Origin of the sequence: Halomonas sp. SS10-MC5 (genome assembly GCF_015992245.1) — a bacterium.
In the GTDB taxonomy this organism is placed as follows: domain Bacteria; phylum Pseudomonadota; class Gammaproteobacteria; order Pseudomonadales; family Halomonadaceae; genus Halomonas; species Halomonas sulfidoxydans.
The window spans coordinates 1,059,766-1,080,098 of sequence record NZ_CP065435.1 but is presented as its reverse complement, the minus strand read 5'-3'; the positions used below and the strand labels follow the sequence as shown (position 1 = coordinate 1,080,098).

The following is a 20,333-nucleotide window of genomic DNA, read 5'->3' as shown; positions in this document are numbered from 1 at the left end:
AAAGGTTATTTGGGTCATGATGAAGTGCTCCTAGCATTAGCATAGGAGTTTATTAAGACAAGCCGTCGCCTGGCCAGCAGTATCCTTTGATTCAAGCAGGAGTACCGCGTGGATAGCTCTGCATCTGCCAGCCCCTGAGGCAAGCACTCGGCAAATTTCAGTTCCTGAATGAACCCAGCATCCAGCGGCATCTTCACCACAGCCCCTCCCTCTGAATCCAACAACTGCCGGATTCGCTTCTTCAGCCGCGGCGTGTCGACCACCTTGCTGAGCGATATCGCTAGGTTATCGGAGCTGACCTTGTCCGCCAGGTCGCCTAGAGCATCGGCCATGGCGGCATTGAAGACGGCACCTGCGTAGGTCCACCAGGTGGCGTTGCGGTCGCTATCGACCAAAACCGTGGTCTGTCCCTCTTCTATCCAATCGAACTCCACACAGGCCCTCAAGCAGCGTCACCGAACGTTTCGAATACCCCTTAGGTATGTCTGTCGAGAGCAGTTCGGATTCGATGGCTTGGCAAAGCTCGAAGTGCATCGGCTGCCCCGAGCCAAGCCACTGTGAGCGTCCCCTCAGCTCAGTAGGCTCCACGAAGGCACGCCTTCTTGGCCAGTCGACATAGGTGGTGCATCAGTTCCTTCCCCCTAGCGTGAGCAGAGCTGGGCTGTCCGTATCACCCACCGCGAACGTCAATTCATGGACCTCACCTAGCTCCTGCCTGCCATGGAAAACCTTCACCATCGGTGGAGTTGTGAAGACGGAGACCAGCTCCATGAAATGCTGATAGCCGAAGGTCCGCTCGCCTCGGTCGCCGATACCCAGCAGGCCACCGTCACTGTGCAGGATGCCAGTCTCCAGCATGTACCGAAGCACGGCGCTACATTGCTCCGGCTCAATACGCTCGAAGCCGGGCATCTTTCCGATCCAGCGGTCGATATCCGCCTGGATGATGCCCCGCTCCTGCAGGCAAAGCGCCATGATCTGCTGGGCATAGATATGCAAAGGAAGCGCGGGAGGCTCGATCGGCTCCACAAAGCCCGCACGCCAGAGTGCGAGCAGCCCGATGCTTCTGAGGAAGGCCTCCTCAGTTGTCGCCAGGAACAGGCAGTTCCTAGCCACATCGGCTCTGCGCCTGGTGCGACCGATGCGCTGCAGAAAGGAGCTAACGCTGAAAGGCGCGTCGACCTGAATCACCCGGTCCAAGTCGCCGACATCGATACCCAGCTCCAGGGTGCTGGTCGCTACGATGACGCAATCGCTCCCCTCGGCAAATGCCGTCTCCGCGGCCTTGCGCTCCTCCAGGCTAAGGCTGCTGTGCGAAACGAAGGTGTTGACGCCCAGGCCGCGCAGCTCCATGGCCAGAAGTTCCACCCGGGAGCGGCTATCCACGAACACCAGCCGCTTCTCGCCTCGGTGCAGGCGAGAGATGACGATGGCAGCGCTCTTGAGTGAGCCGACCCAGTCGAGCTGCACGTCGGACGGCTTGGCTCCCTCAGCTAGCGGATTGATGACGCTGCGCCTAGCCTGGCAGCTCCCAGCCAACCAGTCACATAGCGCTTCGGGGTTGCCGACCGTTGCAGACAATCCGAGCCGCTGGATTTCCTGGCCCGTCAAACCCTGAATACGCTCGACTAGAGACAGCAGGTGCCAACCGCGGTCATCGCCGGCGAAGGCATGCACTTCATCCACGATGACGCTACGAACCTGGCCGAGCAGCCAACGGTGATCAATACGGGACGAGACCAACATCGCCTCCAGCGACTCCGGAGTGGTCAGCAGGATATCGGGAGGTTCCGCAACGATCTTCGCCTCACGGGAGGCGCTGACATCGCCGTGCCAGAGGGCTACCCGGCGGCCAAGCAAGCCAGCGTAGTATTCGAACCTGGGCAGCAAATTGTTGAGCAGGGCCTTGATCGGGCAAAGGTACAGGACGCTGATACCGTCCCAGTTCTCCGAGAGCATGCGCGACAAGACCGGAAAGCACGCCGCTTCGGTCTTGCCACCCGCCGTGGGGGCCAGGAGGATGGCATGCTCTCCCCGCAGCACCGGTTCGATGGTCGCTTCCTGCAAGGGTCGAAGGCGCGGCCACCCCAGGCTATTGACGATATGGTGCTGTAGCGCAGGGTGCAGCCGGTCGAATCCACTCATAGATCGAGCTCAATATCATCCGTCGAGTCGGCTCGACGAGCCGCTCGCTCGACAGGCGATAGCTCGGTGTCCGAGATCGTCAGGGCATAGTGCTGACGCGGGTCGAAGTCTTCGAACTGGTCGATGCGGTCGAGCACCTCCCCTACCAGCTTCTTGAGGAAGATCCGCGGGGCGATACCTATCTTGCCGCCAAGGTCACCGGTCACGGCCATCGCCAGGCTTTCGACGTAGGTATCGTCGGCTCGGGATCGAATCCGCTCGGGCACCTCACTGTTGGCGGCATAGAGGTCGCGAACCTTGCAACCCACCTCCTGGAGCAGGTCGGTATCGAAGCCCTTCAGCCGGATCTGCACGGCACGCGGATTATTGGGCGAAGCTGCCGCGGATCAGCAACCATTCAGCAACCACACACTGAAGAAAATTGACCTTTGACGGCGTAACCGATTGACTTCATTGGTGGGCCCAGCTGGACTCGAACCAGCGACCAAGGGATTATGAGTCCCCTGCTCTAACCAACTGAGCTATAGGCCCTGCATTGCGCCGCCGTATGATAGCGAATGCGGCTGGGCGAGGCCAGAGCCCCGGGGAGGGCTTTTTCCATACCGGCGCTTCGGGCACTTCTCGGCGTTTGGCGTGTCTTCTGGGGGAGCCTTCCGCTCCAGGAGACGCACCGCTGATGAAACGCCTTTTTTCCTCCTTCTCACTGATGGCCCTGGGCGCCTCCGCCCTGCTGTTCGCCCTGCCGCTGGCGGCCTGGGAGCTGGATCCCGAGCGCTCGAGGGTCTCCGCCACGGTGATGCAGATCGGCCCCGATGGCCCCGTGCCGCGCCAACACGAGGTGCGCCGACTCTCCGGCAGCGCGGATACCGATGGCACCCTGCAGCTGCCGCTGCGGCTCAACCAGAGCGACGTGGTGGAGCGTCTCGGCCCGTTGCCGCCGTGGCTTGCCGGCATCACCGAGCGCCCCATGGCCACGCTGACCACGCAGTTCCCGCCCGGACGGCTGGATCGGTTGGAGGTGGGCGATTCCCTGGTGGAGGAACTGACGATGACGGTACGTTCGGGCAATGCCGTGCGCGAGGAGTCGCTGCCGGTACGTTTCACCAAGACCGGACGCGACCAAGTGCAGGTCACCAACGCCGAGCGGGTGGCGCTGGACGGGCAGGCGCTGATGGCCGACCCCACCCTGCGCTCGGTGCTGCTGCTGCTCGGTTACGAGCAGATCGGCGACGAGGTGCCGGTCAGCCTGGATGCCCTGCTGGTCAAGACAGGCGACTCATGATGTCCTGGTCTCCTGGTTCGGGCATACCGCAGTCCATGTGATCTCTCGGCGGCTTGCCTCCGCCCTAGCCTTTGCCCTTTTCCGTCGACAGCGCCTTGTTAAGGAAGGCAAATGCCAAGGGTGCTAGGCTGTGTTGGGCTGCAATAGTGAAATACTTCCTGTCATGTACCTGGAAAGCGAGTATGGTAAGGTAAAATTAGGATCAAAAAACAAGCAGAGACACTGTCGCATTGACTTGCTTCATTCCTGCATAGGTATGGAGCACAAGCATGGATGTAAGCCCTTCTTATCTCAGCCTTTTGCTGATCCGGAAATGGGAAAGCGTTTTCTCCTTGAGCGAAGAAGAGACGCAGGCGATACGCGACTTGCCAGTACACACCATGGTGTTTGAGTCCAACCAGGACATAGTGCGTATCGGTGACTGCCCGCTTCACTCCTTCCTGGTTCTGAAGGGCTTCGCCAGCAGTTACAAGCTGACTACGGTTGGCGATCGACAAATCATGGCTTTGCATATTCCCGGTGACATACCAGATTTGCAAAACCTTTATCTGAAACGTATTGACTGCAGTATCGTCTCGATAACTCCTTGCACGATCGGGTTCTTTCAGCTCGAAGACCTTCGCCATATATGCAAGCGCTTCCCGCGAATTTCCGCCGCCTTTTGGCGCGAAACGCTGGTGGACGCCTCGATCTTGCGGGAGTGGGTCGTCAATATCGGACGCCGCGACGCCTACACTCGGATTGCGCATCTCCTCTGCGAGTTTCTGGTGCGCCTGCAGGCAGTGGGGCTGGTCGAGAACGGCACCTTCCATTTTCCTATTACGCAGGCCAACTTGGCGGATGCAACAGGCATCAGCGCGGTCCACATGAGCCGAGCTCTCAAGGCGCTTCGAGAAAATGGCCTGATCCAGACCAGCAGAATGCACCTCGCCGTCCCTGATCTGGAGAGGTTGAAGGAAGCCGGCGAGTTCGACCCTCACTACCTCCACCTGGAAGAAAACGCTGCAGCAGGCTTCTTCTCCGCTGCTGGTTCAATGGCTACGACGGTCATCGATGATTGCAGGGCCAACGCCTTCCGGGGCTAGCGGTCGCCCTTCTCGCGCAGCGCTCTGTGTAGCGTTCGTTGCTGCCCGGCGACCGCTGGACTACGGTTTGAGGGGCAGGCTGCGAAGGCATTTACCTTGGCTTGAGGCAGCCTACGCAGCCACTTCATGGATGACCCAAGGGCTGAGGAGGGAACCGTGCCCGAGTTCGAACTGGCGACTATCGATCTGCTGATCGTCGGCCTGTACGTGGCCATGATCCTCGGCATCGGTTTCTGGGCGGGACGCAAGCAGCAGGATTCGGAGAGCTACTTTCTTGCCGGCCGCGGCACCCTCTGGCCCCTGGTCGGGCTCAGCCTGGTTTCCGCCAACCTCTCTGGCACCTCCTACATCGGCCTGGCAGGCGCGGGCTATCACGATGGCATCGCGGTGTGGAACTACGAGTGGATGGCCACCCTGGTACTGGTGTTCTTCGTGCTCTTCATCCTGCCGTTCTACCTGCGCTCGCGTGTCAGCACCATGCCGGAGTTCCTAGCCCGCCGCTACGACCAGCGCTCGCGCTACGCCTTTTCGCTGTTCTCGATCTTCACCGCCATCCTGATCGACAGCGCCGGCGCGCTGTTTGCCGGCGGCATCACCCTGCAATTGCTGTTCCCCGACGTGCCGCTGGGCGTGCTGATTGGCGCCATGGCGCTGCTCGGCGGCGGCTATGTGATTCTCGGTGGGTTGCGGGCGGTCATCGTCACCGACACCATCCAGTGCGTGCTGCTCTACGTCGCGGGTGGCGTCATCTTCTTCATGGTCTTTCGCGAGCTGGGCTCCTGGAGCGCCGTGCAGGACGCAGCGCCGGAGGACGGTTTCAGCGTGATCAAGCCGGCCGACGACGACTTCCTGCCTTGGCCGGGGATTTTCACCGGGGTGCTGTGGTTGGGCTTCTACTACTGGACGACCAACCACATCGTGATGCAGAAGGTGCTCTCCGCCAAGAGTGTCGACCACGGCCGCTGGGGGGCGCTGCTGGCGGGTTTTCTCCAGTTGCCGTTGCTGTTCCTGCTGATCCTGCCCGGCACCATGGGCCGCGCCATCTACCCGGACCTGGCCGAGGCGGACCTGATCTGGCCCACGCTGGCCTTCGATCTCCTGCCTATCGGCCTACGCGGCCTGGTGCTGGCGGCGCTGGTCGCGGCGCTCATGTCGACGCTCGACTCGGTGCTCAACGGGGCGTCTTCGCTGGTGGTGAACGATTTCATCAGGACGCGCAAGAAGGAGCGCAGCGCGAAGCAATTGCTGCTGATCAGCCGCGCCATGGTCGGCGTGTTCATGGTGCTTGCGGGGCTATGGGCGCCGGTGATCCTCACCTTCGAGGGCATCGTCGAGTACTTCCAGTCGTTCCTGGGCTACGTCACGATGCCGGCCGTGGTGATCTTTCTCGGCGGACTGTTCTGGCGGCGGGCCACCGCGGCAGCGGGGTTCTGGACCCTGGTCATCGGCGCGCCGATCGGCATGGTCGGTTTCCTGGCCGGCGAGATCTTCGAACTCTACCGGCTGCAGTTCCTCTACGGCACCGGCCTCATGCTGCTGCTCTGCGTGTCGATCTTCGTCGGCGTCACGCTGAGCACCGAAGCACCAAAGGAGGAGGAGCTCAAGGATTGCGTCTGGTCGCGGGCGGCCTGGCGCGAGGAGTCCCGAGACCTCGCCGGCAAGCCGTGGTGGCAGAACTATCGCGTGCTGGCGGGCCTGCTGGTGGTGGTGACGGTGATCTGGGTATCCCTGTTCATCTAGCGACATGACGGTGGCGGGCGAAGCCGCCACCGTCGGCCTGGTCGAGGGGGTTCAGCCGAGCGCCTCGCTCGCCTCCAGCGCGCCGGTCTGCACCCGCCACTGGGCGGCGTAGCGCCCGTCCCGTGCCAGCAGCCCGGCATGGGTGCCCTGCTCCACGACCCGCCCACCGTCGATCACCACGATCTCGTCGGCATGCACGATGGTCGAGAGGCGGTGAGCGATCATGATCACCGTGCGGCCATGTCCGATCTTGGCCAGCGAGCGCTGGATGGCCGCCTCGGTCTCGTTGTCCACCGCGCTGGTGGCCTCGTCGAGCACGAGGATCGGCGGGTCCTTGAGCAGGGCGCGCGCCAGCGAGAGCCGCTGGCGCTGTCCTCCGGAGAGGCGCACGCCGCGCTCGCCCACGGCGGTATCGAGCCCCTGGGGCAGGGCCTGGATAAACGACCACGCTTCCGCCGTCCTCGCGGCTTCCACTATCGCTGCCTCGTCGGCCTCCGGTCGCCCATAGGCGATGTTGTCGCGAATCGAGCCCTCGAACAGGTAGACGTCCTGGCTGACCAGGCCGATGGCCTGGCGCAGCGAGGCCAGGCTCACCTCGCCGATCGGCTGGCCGTCGATGCAGACCCGGCCGGCGGCGGGATCGTAGAAACGCAGCAGCAGCTTCATCAGGGTCGACTTGCCGGAGCCGGTGGCGCCCACCAGCGCCAGGGTGTTGCCGGCAGGCACGTGCAGGCTGACGCCGTCCACGCCCACGCCGCTGGCGTCGTAGCGGAAGCTCACCGCCTCGAAGCTCACCTCGCCGCGCACCGGCTCGGCCAGCGGCTGGCCTTCGTTGTCCTTCACCGTGATCGGCACCGCCAGCAGGTCGAGGATGCGCCGGGTGCTGGCCATGGCGCGCTCGAACAGGTCGATCACCTCGGCGAGCCCCGTCAGCGGCCACAGCAGGCGCTGGGTGAGGAACACCAGCACGCCGTAGGCGCCGACGTTGAGATCGCCGCGCAGTGCCATCATGCCGCCCACGGTGAAGGTGGCGAGGAAACCGGCCAGGATCGCCATGCGGATCACCGGGATGAAGGCGGAGCTGACCTGGATGGCGCGGCGGTTGGCCTCGACATAGGCCTCGCTGACCTGGCGCAGTCGCTCGGCCTCGCGCGCCTCGCTGGTGAAGCTCTTGATGGTGGCAATGCCGGAGAGGTTGTTGGAGAGCCGGCTGGCCAGGTCGCCGACCTTCTCGCGCACCTCCGCGTAGAGCGGGCCGGCCTTGCGCTGGAAGAAGAAGGCGCCCCAGATGATCAGCGGGATCGGCGTGAAGGCGAGCAGCGCGATCAGCGGCGAGATGACGAAGAACACCGCCCCTACCGCCACCACGGTGACGCCGACCTGGATCAGCGAATTGGCGCCGCCGTCGAGGAAACGCTCGAGCTGGTTGACGTCGTCGTTCATGGTCGCCACCAGTTGCCCCGAACTCTTCGACTCGAAGTAGGCCATGTCGAGGCGCTGGGCGTGCTCGTAGGTGTCCAGGCGCATGTCGGCCTGAAGCCGCTGGGCCAGATTGCGCCACAGGATCTTGTAGAGGTACTCGAAGATCGATTCGCCGGCCCAGATGAAGAAGGTGAGCACGGCGAGCACCACGATCTGCTGCTGGGCCGTCTCGAAGCCGACCCGCGCGACGAAGCTGCGCTCCTGGTTGACCACCACGTCGATGGCTACGCCGATGAGGATCTCGGGGGCGATGTCGAAGATCTTGTTGATGACCGAACAGATGGTGGCGGCGACGATGCGGCGCCGGTAGCCGCGCGCATAGCGCAGCAGGCGCACCAAGGCCTGGAAGCTGTTGGCGGAAGCATTGGCTGGCATTTGAGAATTCCTTGCGAACAAGAGTCGCAGCTTACCGGGAGAAGGCCACCGACACCAAGGTGAAACCGGCTCGCGTGCCCCAGCCTTGCCTGGGCAGCACGCTCTCCCTGCGGCGCTTGCAACGACCCGCCACTCTTCACGACAATGTTTCGCTTGCTCACTACCCTGGATGCCCGATGCTCGCCGACCTTTTTGCCGTGATGGCTCCCGTGCTGGCCGGTGCCGGCCTGGGCTTCACCTGGATTCGCCTGGGCCAGCCCTACCCCGTGGATTTCGTCACGCGCCTGGTGTTCAACATCGGCACCCCGGCGCTGGTGATCGCCTCGCTCACCGGCGCCGAGATCGACGCCGGCAGTTTCGGGCGCACCATGCTCGCCACCGCCCTGGTAATGGTCTGCATGGGCCTGGCCACATTCGCCATGGCACGCCTGCTGCGCCGCGACTGGCGGGTGCTGCTGGCACCGATGATGTACCCCAACACGGGCAACATGGGGCTGCCGGTGGTGCTCTACGCTTTCGGCAGCGCCGGCTTTGCCTTCGGCATCACGGTGATGGTCACGGTCTCGCTGTTCCAGTTCACCATCGGGGCCGTGATCGCCAGCACCGGCAACCCGCTGAGAACCCTGGTCAGGACACCCACAGTTTACGCTATCCTGATAGCGTTGGCCCTGTTGCTGAGCGACACCGAGCTGCCGCGCTGGCTGGCCAACAGCGTGGGGCTGATCTCGGGCTTCACCGTGCCGCTGATGCTGATCACGCTGGGCGTGTCGCTGGCCAGCATCAAGGTCAAGAACCTCCGCTCTGGGATCGGCTTCAGCCTGCTGCGCATCCCGGTCGCGGCGCTGCTGGCCTGGGGCATCGGCACGCTGCTGGGCCTGTCGCCGCTGGCACTCAGCATCCTGGTGCTGCAGATGAGCATGCCGGTGGCCGTGTTCAACTACCTGTTCGCCCAGCGTGCCAAGCGTGAACCGGAATACGTGGCCAGCCTGGTGTTCTGCTCGACGCTGCTGGCCCTGCTCTACCTGCCGATCCTGCTGGCGATCCTGATGTAGGCCAGCCAACGGCACCACGCGGGTGATGGGAACACCCAGGCCGCCCCAGGGTCTCTATCTATCGGGGCGGTAGCGAAATGCAAGGGAGAGAATCATGCATGAAGCAAGCAGACGGCTGGCGGTTCCACTGCTGGCCGGCCTCGTCGCCGGCTGCGGTTCGGCCCAGGCCGTCGAGGTCGTCGCCGACAGCATCGCGACCGAGCAGCTCGAGCTGCGCCTCGAGCGTATCGCCACCGGGTTCGAGCATCCCTGGGCGGTGATAATGCTGCCCGATGGCCGCTTTTTGATCAGCGAGCGCCCGGGGCGCCTGGCACGGGTCGAGGAGGACGGCAGCATTGCTCATCCGGATGGCCTGCCCGAGGTCAGCGCCCGCACCCAGGGCGGGCTGCTCGACCTGGCGCTGCACCCCCGCTACGGCGACGGCGAGCACGACTGGCTCTACTTCACCTGGAGCAAGCCCAGCGACGACGGCACCGTCACCGCCCTGAGCCGTGCCCGGCTCGACGATACCGCGCTGAGCGACGTCGAACTGCTGTTCGAACAGGGCCGCCCTGCCGACCCCGGCCGCCACTACGGCTCCCGGCTCGCCTGGCTGTCCGACGGCACCCTGCTGATGTCCGTCGGCGAGCGCGGCAGCCCATCGCGGGCTCAGGATCGAAGCGACCATGCCGGCAGCGTGCTGCGCCTGACCGAAACCGGTGGGGTTCCCGACGACAACCCCTTCGTCGATGACGACGAGACCCTCGACGAGATCTTCACTTTCGGCAATCGCAACCCCCAGGGCCTCGTGGTCACCCAGTCGGGCGAGGCCTGGGCCACCGAGCATGGCCCGCTGGGCGGCGACGAACTGAACCTGCTGCAGGGCGGCGAGAACTACGGCTGGCCCGAGGTGAGCCTGGGCAAGACTTACGTCTCCCGACGCCCCGTCGGCGAGGACTCCCTGCCCGGCATGCGCGATCCCGTGCACGTCTTCGCCGATCGCTTCGCCCCCTCCGGCCTGGCCGAGGTCACCTCGGAGATGTTCGAGGCATGGCGAGGCAACCTGCTGGCCGGCGGGCTGCACAGCGAGCAACTCTACCGCCTGGTGCTGGAGAACGAACGGGTCAGCCACACGGAGTTGATACTCGACGGGCAGATCGGGCGCATCCGCGATGTCCACCAGGGGCACGATGGCGCCATCTACCTGATCGACGACGATCCACAGGGCAGTCTCTACCGGCTGAGGCCGGTGGATTGAACTCAAGCGCGGCGCCGGGCTTGAGCACCGGCACTGCCGCATTCGCCGACCACCGTTCGCGAGCCGCCATGCGCCTACGCAATCTCATACTCCTGACCGTCATCGCACCGCTCTTTCTCGCCCTGCTGATCTTCAGCCTGGTGGCCATCAAGTCGCTCGAGGACAACGTGCGCAACCGCCTGGAACGGGAGGTTCAGGTCATCACCAACGTGATCGGCACCACCCTGAGCCAGGCGCTGACGCGCAACGCCACCGAACCGCTCGAGGAGTCGCTCTACTCCGCCTTTTCGTTTCACCGCATCTATGGTGCCTACGTGTTCGACGCCAGTGGCCGGGAGATCTACGGCCTGGGGCTGGGCCAGGCGCTGTTCAGCCCCGAGACCATACGCGAGGTGGCCGAGGAGGGTGAGATGCGGGCCGCCTACCGCGAACACGAAGGCTGGCACTACTACTCGGCGCTGAAGCCGCTGGTGTCCGCCACCGGCGAGGTGCAGGGCGTGCTTCAGGTCAACCGGCTCAATACCGGCATCGAGAACTACACCGGGTTCCTCAGCCAGCTGGCGCTGCTGGCCTTCGTCATCGGTGCGGCCGGTATCGTGCTGGGCATCTGGTGGGGGTTTCGCCGCCATATCGAGCGGCCGCTGGAGCGCCTGCTTGCGGTGATGCAGCGCGTCGAGGCCGGGGACCGCGGCCAGCGTGCCGAAGCCGAGGGCCCGCAGGAGTACGAGCGGCTCGCCGTGGCGCTCAACGGCATGCTGGACGCCATGGCCGAAAAGGATGCCGACATCGAGGCGCGTCGCCGCAAGGAGATCGAGCTCGAGAAACGCCTGCGCAAGTCGAAGAAGCTCGCCGAGCTGGGCGTGCTGGCGGCCGGGGTGGCGCACGAGATCGGCGCGCCGCTCACGGTGATCAATGGCCAGGCCCAGCGCCTGGCCCGACGCGACACGCTCGACGAGGCGGATCGGGCCAAGCTCGGGCGCATTCGCTGCGAGGTGGAGCGCATCGTCGAGATCGTACGCCAGCTGATGGAGCTCGGCCGCCGTCACAACGTCGAGAAGGAGCCGCTGGACCTGACCGAACTCCTGGCGACGGCGCGCGAGCTGGTCGAGGAGGACTTCGAGCGAAATGACATTCGGCTCGAGCTCGACCTTGTCCCGTCTTCTTCTCCGCTGCTGGCCAACGGCCAGCAACTGATCCAGGTCTTGACCAACCTGTTGCGCAACGCCGCCCAGGCCAAGGAAGTCAGCCGGGTTCGCATCGTCTCGCGGGAGAAGGAGGGCTGGCTGACGCTGTGGGTGGAAGACGATGGCGCCGGCATCGCCGACAAGGACAAATCGAAGGTCTTCGATCCATTTTTCACCACTAAGCCCGTAGGCCAGGGTAGCGGCCTCGGGCTTTCCATGGTGCACCGAATCATCAACGACCACGGCGGTACCGTCGGGGTGTTCGACAGCGAACTGGGGGGAGCCGGCTTCGAGATCGGACTGCCACTGAACGATACCGATGAAGGAGGAACAGCACGTGACTGGGAGCCACAGCCATACCGACCTTCCGATACTGATCGTCGAGGATGATGCTGCCATTCTCGAGCTCCTGGAGGAGGAACTCCAGGAGGCCGGTTACCGGACGCTGGGCGTCGGCAGCGCCGAGGAAGCCGTCGTCACCCTGAGCCACAGCGAAGTGGCCCTGGTCATCAGCGACGTGCGCCTTCCCGGCATGAGCGGCATGCAGCTGCTCGAGCAGTTGCGCCATGAGGGCAGCCGCGTGGGATTCATCGTCATTACCGCCTTCGGCACCATCGACCAGGCCGTCGAGGCACTCAAGATCGGTGCCGATGACTTCCTCACCAAGCCGCTGGACCTGGAGAGCGTGGGGGAGGCGATCTTTCGGGTCCTGGAGAACCAGCGCCTGGCCGAGCGCCTGGCCCAGGACGAGCCGAGCGGCCATTTCCACGGCATCGTGGGCGAAAGCGAGACCATGCAATCGCTCTTCCACGATGCGGCCCGCCTGGCCAATAGCGATGCGCCCATCCTGATCCTCGGGGAGAGCGGCACCGGCAAGGAGCTGCTGGCCCGCGCCATCCATGCCGAGAGTCAGCGGGCCGAAGCGCCTTTCGTGGCCATCAACTGTGCCAGCATTCCCTCGGAATTGATGGAGAGCGAGTTCTTCGGCCATGTGAAGGGGGCCTTCACCGGTGCCAACGAGTCGCGCCAGGGCCTGTTCCAGGCGGCCAACGGCGGCAGTCTCTTCCTCGACGAGATCGGTGAAATGTCGCCCGGCCTGCAGGCCAAGCTGCTGCGGGCGCTGCAGGAGAAGATGATCAAGGCGGTGGGCGCCGAAAAAGAGGAGGCGGTCGACGTGCGCATCATCGCCGCCACCCACCGCGACCTGGAGCAGGAGATCGAAAGCGGCAACTTCCGCAGCGACCTGTTCTACCGCCTGGAGACCTTCTCGCTGCGAATCCCCCCCCTGCGCGAACGCCAGGGCGATATCGAGCGACTGATCTCGGCCATGATCGACAAGCACGCCGGCGCCCAGGGCAAGAGCATCGAGCGCATCGAGCCGCTGGCCCTGCAGACCCTGCTGGACTACCCCTATCCTGGCAACGTTCGCGAGCTCGAGAATGCCGTCATGCGCGCCGTGACCCTGGCGGAAAACGGCCTGCTCAGCCATACCGACCTGCCGGAGCGCATCCGCCTGCATGGCCAGGAGCAGCGCGGAGCCGCCCGCCAGATCGAGACGGGAAAAGCGCTGATATCCAGCGGCAAGCAGAGCTGGCCCAGCCTGGAAGAGGTCGAGAAGCGCTACATTCAGAAAGTGCTCGAGGCGACGGGGGGCAACAAGCGACGCACCGCCGATATCCTCGGCATCGCCCGGCGCACCCTCTACCGCCGCCTGGAGGAAGAGTAGCACCGCAGCGTTTCGATGCATTGCCGTCAAGACACAAAAAAGCCCCCGTGGGAGCTCGGGGGCGAAGCACGCCATGCAATCCGGCTGACGGTGCAAGGGGGGAGGGTGGCGGGCCGCCAGCGGATTGCGCCGCGTCATGCTTGGGTGACGCCTCCTTGCGTCGGTCTTGCTCCTCCGGCCCCAGCCACTCGGCCGGGGCCGTAACCTTGAGGATCAGTGGTTCTCGTGCTCCTCGTCATCCTCCGGATAGTCCCACTCTTCCTCCTCGTTCTCGTACTCGTACTCGGGCTCTTCGCCCGGCACCGCCTCGGCGCCTTCGCCGAAGCCGGGGTCATCCTGTACGCCGGGCGCAGCCGGGTCGGCTTCGCTACCCGGCATGGCCGGATCCTGCTGCATGCCCGGATTCTGCTCCATGCCCGGCTCCTGCTGCATGCCCGGCTCCTGCTGCATGCCCGGGTCCTGCTGCATGCCCGGATCCTGCTCCATGCCTGGCTCCGGCTGCATGCCCGGGTCTTGCTGCATGCCCGGATCCTGCTGCATGCCCGGATCCTGCTGCATGCCCGGATCCTGCTGCATGCCCGGATCCTGCTGCATGCCCGGATCCTGCTGCATGCCCGGATCCTGCTGCATGCCTGGTTCTGCCTCGCTACCCGGCATGGCCGGATCCTGTCCCGGTGCCTCGTCGGTGGCCGGATAAGGGGGCTGCTCGGCGCCTTGCTGCGTCTGGAATTCGTCCTGCTGTGTCTGCTGCGCCATGGCCAGCGGGCTGGCCGTCAGCCCCATGGTCACACCGAGAATGCCTAGCTTCTTCAGAAATTCCTTGGACATCATGCTTCCACCTCCTGGAGATCGCCTTCACGACGAATGAAATGGGCTTCCTGCCCTGCCCTCACCGGCTCGGTGAGGGCTCGTGTTCGACTGGCGCCAGATCAGTTGCTGCCGCCCTGCTCTTCCTCGGGCTCCTCTTCCTGCCCCTCATCCATGGTGGCCTGCTGACCCTCGGGCTGCTCATCGGGCGCCGTTTCCTGCTCGGCCTCGGGGAGCGGATCCTGTTCGGGAGCCACGTCGTCGGAAGCCCCCGGATTCGAACCCTCCGGGCTCTCCTCGACACCGGTCACGGGCTCCGCGGCACCATCGCCAGAAGCCGTACCGGTCTGGTCGATGCCCGGATCAGACGTCGCATCCTCCATGGGCGAACCTTGCTCCTCCATGGCGGGACGCTCCTCCTCAACGGGGGGAAGCTCATCCTCGTCGTTGCCGCAGCCTGCAAGAGACAACGTCCCCAGCGCTACTGCCACAGCCGAGGCCAAGGCGGTCATGCGCCTGGCAGATCTGCTTGCACGCTTGTCATGGCTCATGTGGATCTCTCCCTGTTTGACTTCGTCCTCGTTTCTTCTGCAGCAGGGGCCATGCCAGCTTCCCCAGATACATTGTTTTATTCTTTTATGACAGCAAGTTAACGACGCCACGGGCACCTCGCCCCGGTTCACCATCGGCCGCTTCCCGGTGGTACAAACTGGCACATGGGCAGGTCTGCCACAGGCGCCTCCCGGGGTTTCGCTCGGTCGTGCCGAGAACAAAAAAGGGCACCTCTCGGTGCCCCTGCGGACGGGATCGGTTGCTGCGCCGATTCGCTACTCCGGCGCGATGCCCCGCAGTCGCTCGCTGCGTCGCCGCAACAGTTCCAGCGTCGTCAGCAGCAGCATGGAGAGCAGCACCAGCAGCGTCGCCACGGCCAGAATCGTCGGGCTGATGTGCTCGCGGATACCGGACCACATCTGGATCGGCATGGTGCGCTGCCCCGGCCCCGAGACGAACAGTACCACCACCACCTCGTCGAAGGAGGTGATGAAGGCGAACAGGGCCCCCGACACGACACCCGGCGTCACCAGCGGCAGCACCACCTTGAAGAAGGTGCGCGTGGGATTGGCCCCCAAACTGTGTGCCGCCCGTATCAGGGTGGTGTCGAAGCTCGACAGCGTGGCCGTCACGGTGATGACGACGAACGGTATGCCGAGCGCGGTATGCGCCAGGATCACGCCGAGGTAGGTCTGGGCCAGGTTGATCTTCGAGAAGAAGAAGAACATCGCCGCCGCGGAGATGATCAGCGGCACGATCATCGGCGAGATCAGCAGTGCCATGATCGCTCCGCGTGCCGGCATGTGCCGGTTGGAGAGGCCCAGCGCCGCGATCGTTCCCAGGATCGTCGCCAGAATCGTCGAGGCGATACCGATGATGAAGCTGTTCTTGATCGCGCCGAGCCAGGCGCTGGAGGTGAAGAAATCCTCATACCAGCGCAGCGAATAACCTGCCGGGTCGAGCTTGAGCATCGCCTCCGAGAAGGAGAAGTAGGGCTGTGCGTTGAACGACAGCGGGATGATGATCAGCAGCGGCCCCACCAGGAACAGGAAGATCAGCGCACAGAGGCCCAGGAAGACGTAATGCCAGATGCGCTCGCCGCGCGTCGCGTAGGAAGGAATGGCCATCGGATTACCCCAGCTTGACCTTGTCGACGCCGATCAGGCGATTGAAGACCATGTAGAAGACGATCACCACGAACAACAGGATCGAGGCAATAGCCGCGGCCAGCCCCCAGTTGAGCGAGGTCTGCATGTGGTAGGCGATGTAGTTGGTAATGAAGCGCCCCGACTGTCCGCCCACCAGCGCCGGCGTGATGTAGTAGCCGATCGAGAGGATGAACACCAGGATGCCGCCGGCGGCGATACCCGGGATGGTCAACGGGAAATAGACCCGCCGAAAGCTCAGGAACGGCTTGCCGCCCAGCGAGCGGGCCGCGCGCATGTAGCTCGGTGGTATGGTCTTCATCACCGAATAGAGCGGCAGGATCATGAACGGCAGCAGGATGTGGGTCATGGCCACGATGGTGCCGGTCTTGTTGTGAATCATCTGCCAGCGCGCCTCGTCGGCGATCACGCCGAGCGCGACCAGAACGTCGTTGAGCACCCCCTGGGACTGCAGGATGGCGATCCAGGTCGTGGTGCGTACCAGCAGCGAGGTCCAGAATGGCAGCAGCACCAGAATCATCAGCAGGTTCGAATGGCGCAGCGGCAGGCTGGCCAGCAGGAACGCGATCGGGTAGCCCAACAGCAGCGTCAGGCCGGTGATCGCCGCGCTCATCCAGAAGGTGCGCCAGAACAGCGAGACGTGCACCTTGAGGTGGTCGGGCACCTGGACGATCTCGCCCGTCGGCGTCAGCTGGCGGTCCACCGCCGCCAGGTAGTAGGTGAGCGTGTAGGGCGTCGATTCGCGCTGGATCAGCTTCCAGGTATCGAGTTCGCCCCAGGTGTCGTTGAGCTCGATCAGCGCTTCACGGTAGGGCGGCTCAATGGTGCGCAATTGACGCGCCGTGCGGTTGATCGCCGAGCGCATGCCCGATTTCTCGTAGTTCAGGCGGCTCGACAGCAGCCCCAGGTTGCGTGCGGCCTGCCCTTCGCGCAGGTCCTCCACCAGGGCGGCAAAGACCGGCTCGCCGGGGAGGGACTCCGCGTCCCAGCCCTCCAGGGCGGCGACGGTACGCGACAGGTGGGTGGTGACTTCGGGATTGTCGACGCTGCGCCACAGCATTTCGATGATCGGCATGACGAAAGCGATGCCGAGGAACAGCAGCAAAGGCGATACCAGCAGGAAGGCCTTGATTTTCGAACGTCGCACGGCGCGGCGCAGGCTGACCTTGAGCGGCACGCCATCGGCGGTAGTCAAGGGGGAAGCGGGAGATTCGGACACTCTGGCCACTCCAGGAAAAACGACATCACGACATGAGAATCGGCGGTACCCCACCCGGCCAGGCGGCCGGGTGGGAGTCTCGGCTTACTGGGCCAGCCAGGCGTCGAAGCGCTGGGTCAGCTCGTCGTTGTAGTCGGCCCAGAACTCGTCGTCCTTCTGGATCGCCGTGGCGAAGTTGGGCGGGAACGTCGGCATGTGCGGCATCATGTCGATACCGGTTTCGGCATGCACCGAGACCATGTCCGAGGAGGAGTAGCGCGCCGGGCCGTAGGAGATGTACTGGGCCTGGTCGGCGAGCCGCTGGGTGTCGGTGGCGAAGTAGAGGTAATCCTTGACCTTGTCGAGCTTGCCGACGGGCACCACCCAGCCGTCCAGCTCGAACACCTGGGCATCCCAGATGATCTCGAAGGGCTGGTCCTCGGAGACCATGGCATCGAAGATCCGGCCGTTGTAGGCGGAACCGAAGGCCACCTCCTTGTCGGCGAGCAGCTGCGGCGGCTGGGCGCCCTCCTCCCACCAGATCACGTGGTCCTTGATGGTGTCGAGCTTGGCGAAGGCGCGCTGGATGCCCTCCTCCGTCTCGAGCACATCGTAGACGTCCTCCGGTGCCACGCCATCGGCCACCAGCGCCCACTCGAGGTTGTTGATCGGCTTGCGCAGCAGGGTGCGCTTGCCGGGGAACTGCTCCAGGTCGAAGACATCGGCGATGGTGCTGGGCTGGTTGTCCTCGGGGAACATCTCGGTGTTGAAGGCGACGATGTTGGAGTAGACGATCGAGGCGACGAAGCACTCGCCCAGGGCACCGTCAACGAAGTCCTCGCTCGGCGGCGTACCGTCCGGCGCGTCGGCCAGCAGCTCGTCGTGATCCAGCGGCTCGATCAGCCCCTCGGCACAGGCGATCATCGCGTCGGCCGGCAGCATGTCGACCAGGTCCCAGGTCACGTTGCCCGCCTGGGACTGGGCCCGCAGGCCGGCCAAGGCATTACCGCTGCGGTCGATGTTGATGATCTCGTCGCCGGTCTGCTCCATCCACGGCTCGTGGTAGGCCTTCTGCTGGCTCATGGTGTAGGCGCCACCCCAGGAGACGATGTTGAGCGTCTGCTGCGCCTGCGCCAGGCTTGCCAAGCCCATGGCCGAGGCGCCCGCCACGGCGCACGTCATCAGCTTGAGCGTCATTTTCCCTGCTTGCTTGTCGTGGAATTTCATCGTCGATCTCCGCTTGTTGTACTTGTTGCACTGCTCAGGGTTGAGCGCATTCAGGCATCGAGAGCCCGACAGTCGCTACTGGACCAGCCGATGTCGATCGACTGGCCCGGCCTCAGCGAAGTAAATCCCTTCGCGTTGGGAGTCTTGAGAATGAATTCATCGTTACCGCAGACACTGACGCGGGTGCGCAGGTGATCGCCGAGGTAGATCACTTCCTTGACCTCGGCGCGGAAGCGGTTATCGAACGCCTGATCGGTCTCGCCCGAGACGATGGCGACGCGCTCCGGACGCAGGGAAAGCGTCGTGCGCGCCCCGATCCCCCCCGCCGCGACGGCCTTGGCCACTACCGTCTCGCCGCTGTCGAGACGCACCTGACAGTTGTCACCGAGGGTCTCGGTCACCTCCCCGTAGAGCCGGTTGTTCTCGCCGATGAAATTGGCGACGAAGGCGTTCTCGGGCGCTTCGTAGAGCGTTTCGGGTGAGGCGAGCTGCTGGACCACGCCGTCATTGAACACGGCGATGCGATCGGACATGGTCAGTGCTTCGGTCTGATCGTGGGTCACGTAGATCATGGTGACGCCCAGATCGGCATGGATGCGCTTGATCTCGTACTGCATCTCCTCGCGCAGGTTCTTGTCGAGCGCGCCGAGCGGTTCGTCCATCAGGACCAGTTCGGGTTCGAAGACCAGCGCGCGGGCCAGGGCCACGCGCTGCTGCTGGCCACCCGACAGCTGTGCCGGGCGCCGGTCGCCGAAATGCTCGAGGCGCACCATGGCCAGCGCGCGCTCGACCTTGCGCTTGACCTCGGCCCGGGACAGGTGGCGAACCTCCAGCGGGAAGGCGAGGTTCTCGGCAACCGTCATGTGCGGGAAGAGAGCGTAGTTCTGGAAGACCATGCCGATGCCCCGCTTGTGCGGCGGCAGGTCGTTGATCGGGTCGCCCTTGAGCAGTATCTGGCCGTGAGTCGGGGTCTCGAAGCCCGCCATCATCATCAGGCAGGTGGTCTTGCCCGACCCCGAAGGGCCCAGCAGCGTGACGAACTCGCCACGCCGGATGTCGAGGTTGAAGCCCTTGACGACCAGCTCGACCCCGTCGTAGCTCTTCTGCACGTTGATGAAACGGACGAAGTTGGTGTCCGTCTCGTGATCGGCTTCCCTTGCGCTGTGGTTGCGTTCTTGTTGCAGGCTTTCGTTCATGCAGAGTTTCCACTCATGGCCAGGCACTGGCGGAGATGCGGCCTCCGGAGGCTGGCCCTTGTTCTTGTCGGTATTGCCATGACCCTATTCCCTTCCGGGCGATGGCTGCAATCCCCACAGGGTCCAAATAGCGTTGAACGGGGACTGGGGACACCCGCCAGGATATCGGTTAACTCGCCGTTACCCAAAGAAAACCTTGCGTTACGCAAAGGCGGCGGACAGCATGCGCCATGACGCCGGTTCGGCAACGTCGTGCCTTTCATGTATCATTCTTGTCTCAATAATAGTCGCTTGGACGCGTCTCGCATGCCGGTTCTTGAACTGACACCACGCGCCAAAGCCGCCACACTTGACGTTGTGTAACGTCCCCAACGTGCACCCGCGTACGTCTCGTCGGAGAGCCGACACCACGTAAACCAGGAGAGCACGACATGTACAGCAAAATCATGGTCCCGGTCGATCTTGCCCATCTGCAAGTGCTCGAGCCTTCCCTGCAGGCCGTGGCCGACCTGGCCCGGCATTACCAGGCCGAAGTCTGCTATGTCGGGGTGACGTCCACCGCCCCGAGCAGCGTGGCCAGGACGCCAGAGGAGTACCAGCAGAAGCTGGAGGCCTTTGCCCAGCAACAGGCGGCACTGCATGGCCAGCCGGTCAGTGTCCACACCATCAGCAGCGCAGACCCGGTCGCCGATCTCGACGACCTCCTGATCCAGGCGATTGATGATGTGGGCACCGACCTCGTGGTCATGCCGACCCACCCGCCGAAGCATCTCGACGTCATCATGCCGTCCCACGGTGGCAAGATCGCCACCCACACCGATGTCTCGGTCTTCCTGGTCAGACCCTCACGCGCCTGACCCGATCCGTTCATCGCCATTA

General features: G+C 64.1%; 17 protein-coding genes, 1 tRNA gene and 1 pseudogene. 8 read left to right on the top strand and 11 right to left on the bottom strand.

The features are described 5' to 3' along the window. Positions 1 to 14: 14 nt before the first annotated feature. From I4484_RS05125 to I4484_RS05110, 4 genes and pseudogenes are all read right to left on the bottom strand, one after another. A complete protein-coding gene (locus tag I4484_RS05125) occupies positions 15 to 434 on the bottom strand; it encodes a hypothetical protein (protein WP_197449921.1) in 420 nt (139 codons plus the stop codon). 193 nt (positions 435 to 627) lie between these two features. Beyond that, positions 628 to 2,145, bottom strand: coding sequence for a DEAD/DEAH box helicase (locus I4484_RS05120; RefSeq protein WP_197449920.1), 1,518 nt, complete (start codon positions 2,143 to 2,145; stop codon positions 628 to 630). Further along, positions 2,142 to 2,504 (bottom strand): annotated as a pseudogene (locus I4484_RS05115) (BREX system ATP-binding domain-containing protein); the annotation flags it as partial. The pseudogene I4484_RS05115 and the gene I4484_RS05120, both read right to left, overlap by 4 nt. 95 nt (positions 2,505 to 2,599) lie before the next feature. Then, positions 2,600 to 2,676, bottom strand: a tRNA-Ile gene (locus I4484_RS05110). Positions 2,677 to 2,821: 145 nt separating this feature from the next. On the opposite strand from I4484_RS05110, the gene I4484_RS05105 reads away from it, so the two are divergent. From I4484_RS05105 to I4484_RS05095, 3 genes are all read left to right on the top strand, one after another. Next, positions 2,822 to 3,427, top strand: a complete 606-nt coding sequence (locus I4484_RS05105) for a hypothetical protein (protein ID WP_197449918.1) — start codon at positions 2,822 to 2,824, stop codon at positions 3,425 to 3,427. Between the two features lie 269 nt (positions 3,428 to 3,696). Next, positions 3,697 to 4,512, top strand: coding sequence for a Crp/Fnr family transcriptional regulator (locus tag I4484_RS05100; protein WP_197449917.1), 816 nt, complete (start codon positions 3,697 to 3,699; stop codon positions 4,510 to 4,512). 156 nt (positions 4,513 to 4,668) lie between these two features. Next, a complete protein-coding gene (locus I4484_RS05095; RefSeq protein WP_197449916.1) occupies positions 4,669 to 6,252 on the top strand; it encodes a sodium/solute symporter in 1,584 nt (527 codons plus the stop codon). A 51-nt stretch (positions 6,253 to 6,303) separates the two neighbouring features. Here the strand turns inward: I4484_RS05095 and I4484_RS05090 are convergent, their stop codons facing one another. Then, entirely contained in the window at positions 6,304 to 8,109 is a 1,806-nt protein-coding gene (locus tag I4484_RS05090; protein WP_197449915.1) for an ABC transporter ATP-binding protein, read from the bottom strand. A 176-nt stretch (positions 8,110 to 8,285) separates the two neighbouring features. Here I4484_RS05090 and I4484_RS05085 point away from each other — a divergent pair, with 176 nt between their 5' ends. From I4484_RS05085 to I4484_RS05070, 4 genes are all read left to right on the top strand, one after another. Then, positions 8,286 to 9,161 (top strand): AEC family transporter, encoded by an 876-nt coding sequence (locus I4484_RS05085; RefSeq protein WP_197449914.1) that lies wholly within the window; start codon positions 8,286 to 8,288, stop codon positions 9,159 to 9,161. Between the two features lie 94 nt (positions 9,162 to 9,255). Beyond that, complete coding sequence (locus I4484_RS05080) at positions 9,256 to 10,398, top strand: PQQ-dependent sugar dehydrogenase (protein WP_197449913.1); 1,143 nt, start codon at positions 9,256 to 9,258, stop codon at positions 10,396 to 10,398. Between the two features lie 68 nt (positions 10,399 to 10,466). After that, complete coding sequence (locus tag I4484_RS05075; RefSeq protein ID WP_197449912.1) at positions 10,467 to 11,972, top strand: ATP-binding protein; 1,506 nt, start codon at positions 10,467 to 10,469, stop codon at positions 11,970 to 11,972. Further along, positions 11,920 to 13,308, top strand: coding sequence for a sigma-54 dependent transcriptional regulator (locus I4484_RS05070; protein ID WP_254799125.1), 1,389 nt, complete (start codon positions 11,920 to 11,922; stop codon positions 13,306 to 13,308). The genes I4484_RS05075 and I4484_RS05070 overlap by 53 nt, the downstream gene beginning before the upstream one ends. Before the next feature lie 213 nt (positions 13,309 to 13,521). Here I4484_RS05070 and I4484_RS20850 read toward each other — a convergent pair whose 3' ends face one another. The 6 genes from I4484_RS20850 to I4484_RS05040 all read right to left on the bottom strand — a co-directional run bounded on the left by I4484_RS20850 (position 13,522) and on the right by I4484_RS05040 (position 19,454). Then, a complete protein-coding gene (locus I4484_RS20850) occupies positions 13,522 to 14,139 on the bottom strand; it encodes a hypothetical protein (protein WP_234283578.1) in 618 nt (205 codons plus the stop codon). A gap of 98 nt (positions 14,140 to 14,237) precedes the next feature. After that, positions 14,238 to 14,666 carry a hypothetical protein gene (locus I4484_RS05060; RefSeq protein WP_197449910.1) on the bottom strand — a complete coding sequence of 143 codons (429 nt, stop codon included), beginning with the start codon at positions 14,664 to 14,666 and terminating at the stop codon, positions 14,238 to 14,240. 276 nt (positions 14,667 to 14,942) lie between these two features. Next, the gene (locus I4484_RS05055) at positions 14,943 to 15,794 is read right to left on the bottom strand and encodes an ABC transporter permease (protein WP_197449909.1); all 852 of its coding nucleotides are present in this window, start codon (positions 15,792 to 15,794) and stop codon (positions 14,943 to 14,945) included. A 4-nt stretch (positions 15,795 to 15,798) separates the two neighbouring features. Then, positions 15,799 to 17,052, bottom strand: a complete 1,254-nt coding sequence (locus tag I4484_RS05050; protein WP_234283579.1) for an ABC transporter permease — start codon at positions 17,050 to 17,052, stop codon at positions 15,799 to 15,801. An 84-nt stretch (positions 17,053 to 17,136) separates the two neighbouring features. Beyond that, positions 17,137 to 18,258 (bottom strand): extracellular solute-binding protein, encoded by a 1,122-nt coding sequence (locus I4484_RS05045; RefSeq protein ID WP_197449908.1) that lies wholly within the window; start codon positions 18,256 to 18,258, stop codon positions 17,137 to 17,139. A 50-nt stretch (positions 18,259 to 18,308) separates the two neighbouring features. Further along, positions 18,309 to 19,454 carry an ABC transporter ATP-binding protein gene (locus I4484_RS05040; RefSeq protein WP_197449907.1) on the bottom strand — a complete coding sequence of 382 codons (1,146 nt, stop codon included), beginning with the start codon at positions 19,452 to 19,454 and terminating at the stop codon, positions 18,309 to 18,311. A gap of 431 nt (positions 19,455 to 19,885) precedes the next feature. On the opposite strand from I4484_RS05040, the gene I4484_RS05035 reads away from it, so the two are divergent. Next, a complete protein-coding gene (locus I4484_RS05035; protein ID WP_197449906.1) occupies positions 19,886 to 20,311 on the top strand; it encodes a universal stress protein in 426 nt (141 codons plus the stop codon). Positions 20,312 to 20,333: the final 22 nt, after the last annotated feature.

Bases quoted from the DNA above. Each gene is read 5' to 3' on its own strand.
- I4484_RS05120 (WP_197449920.1), bottom strand. From the start codon at position 2,145: ATGAGTGGATTCGACCGGCTGCACCCTGCGCTACAGCACCATATCGTC.
- I4484_RS05105 (WP_197449918.1), top strand. From the start codon at position 2,822: ATGAAACGCCTTTTTTCCTCCTTCTCACTGATGGCCCTGGGCGCCTCC.
- I4484_RS05100 (WP_197449917.1), top strand. From the start codon at position 3,697: ATGGATGTAAGCCCTTCTTATCTCAGCCTTTTGCTGATCCGGAAATGG.
- I4484_RS05090 (WP_197449915.1), bottom strand. From the start codon at position 8,109: ATGCCAGCCAATGCTTCCGCCAACAGCTTCCAGGCCTTGGTGCGCCTG.
- I4484_RS05085 (WP_197449914.1), top strand. From the start codon at position 8,286: ATGCTCGCCGACCTTTTTGCCGTGATGGCTCCCGTGCTGGCCGGTGCC.
- I4484_RS05080 (WP_197449913.1), top strand. From the start codon at position 9,256: ATGCATGAAGCAAGCAGACGGCTGGCGGTTCCACTGCTGGCCGGCCTC.
- I4484_RS05075 (WP_197449912.1), top strand. From the start codon at position 10,467: ATGCGCCTACGCAATCTCATACTCCTGACCGTCATCGCACCGCTCTTT.
- I4484_RS20850 (WP_234283578.1), bottom strand. From the start codon at position 14,139: ATGATGTCCAAGGAATTTCTGAAGAAGCTAGGCATTCTCGGTGTGACC.
- I4484_RS05060 (WP_197449910.1), bottom strand. From the start codon at position 14,666: ATGAGCCATGACAAGCGTGCAAGCAGATCTGCCAGGCGCATGACCGCC.
- I4484_RS05055 (WP_197449909.1), bottom strand. From the start codon at position 15,794: ATGGCCATTCCTTCCTACGCGACGCGCGGCGAGCGCATCTGGCATTAC.
- I4484_RS05045 (WP_197449908.1), bottom strand. From the start codon at position 18,258: ATGAAATTCCACGACAAGCAAGCAGGGAAAATGACGCTCAAGCTGATG.
- I4484_RS05040 (WP_197449907.1), bottom strand. From the start codon at position 19,454: ATGAACGAAAGCCTGCAACAAGAACGCAACCACAGCGCAAGGGAAGCC.
- I4484_RS05035 (WP_197449906.1), top strand. From the start codon at position 19,886: ATGTACAGCAAAATCATGGTCCCGGTCGATCTTGCCCATCTGCAAGTG.